This window comes from Bremerella sp. JC817, assembly GCF_040718835.1.
GTDB lineage: Bacteria > Planctomycetota > Planctomycetia > Pirellulales > Pirellulaceae > Bremerella.
The window spans coordinates 1-620 of record NZ_JBFEFG010000209.1; the positions used below are offsets into that span (position 1 = coordinate 1).

The 620-nt window shown below is 58.2% G+C and carries 1 protein-coding gene; it reads right to left on the minus strand.

Annotation, left to right across the window (positions count from 1 at the left end):
- Positions 1-282: 282 nt before the first annotated feature.
- Positions 283-435 (minus strand): hypothetical protein, encoded by a 153-nt coding sequence (locus tag AB1L30_RS01000; RefSeq protein WP_367011469.1) that lies wholly within the window; start codon positions 433-435, stop codon positions 283-285.
- Positions 436-620 lie beyond the last annotated feature (185 nt).

Consider the following 620-nt stretch of genomic DNA (forward strand, 5'->3'; position numbering starts at 1 on the left):
CGAGCAGTAAGTACCAGCAAAGCGGAACGAAAAAGTCGCCGGCCAGGGAACGATCGCGGTTGAAATTCTGCGACAACATCAGAAGCCGATCCATGCCATCTTTGTCGCGATTGGTGGCGGTGGCATGCGGGCCATGGTGCCTTCTTCCAGCGTTGCCTGGGGAAGCTCCGGCAGCGACAACACCATGCGTCCCAAGCCAAAGCAGTACGATCCGGCCCGGTTCGAGGCCCTCCGCCGCCCTGTCGGTAGCCGCGGGTCCTTTTCGACGCGCGGCTTCGCTTCTCAAAGAATGGAATTGGCCCGCTCTGGCACTGCCAGCTTGCGTCCCTGGAAGTCGCGATCGAGCGGGAAGACCGCCGACTTTTCTTTGAGCAACTGCGTCAGCTCGGGCGACTTCTCCTTCGCCAAGATTCGGTCACGAATCTGCAGATCCATGCGGCCTGCCCCCAAAATAGCAGTTTACCAATCAGCCAGGAGTTGAGACCGTGTCAGAAGAGAATCGCGGGCTTCTCGAAACCTTCGAGAACCAGCACCCCCAACGAGACTACGAAATCGAAATCAGCGTGCCTGAGTTCACCTAGCAGAAAACCATAGCCGAGGTACTGCGTGCGATTAAGAGG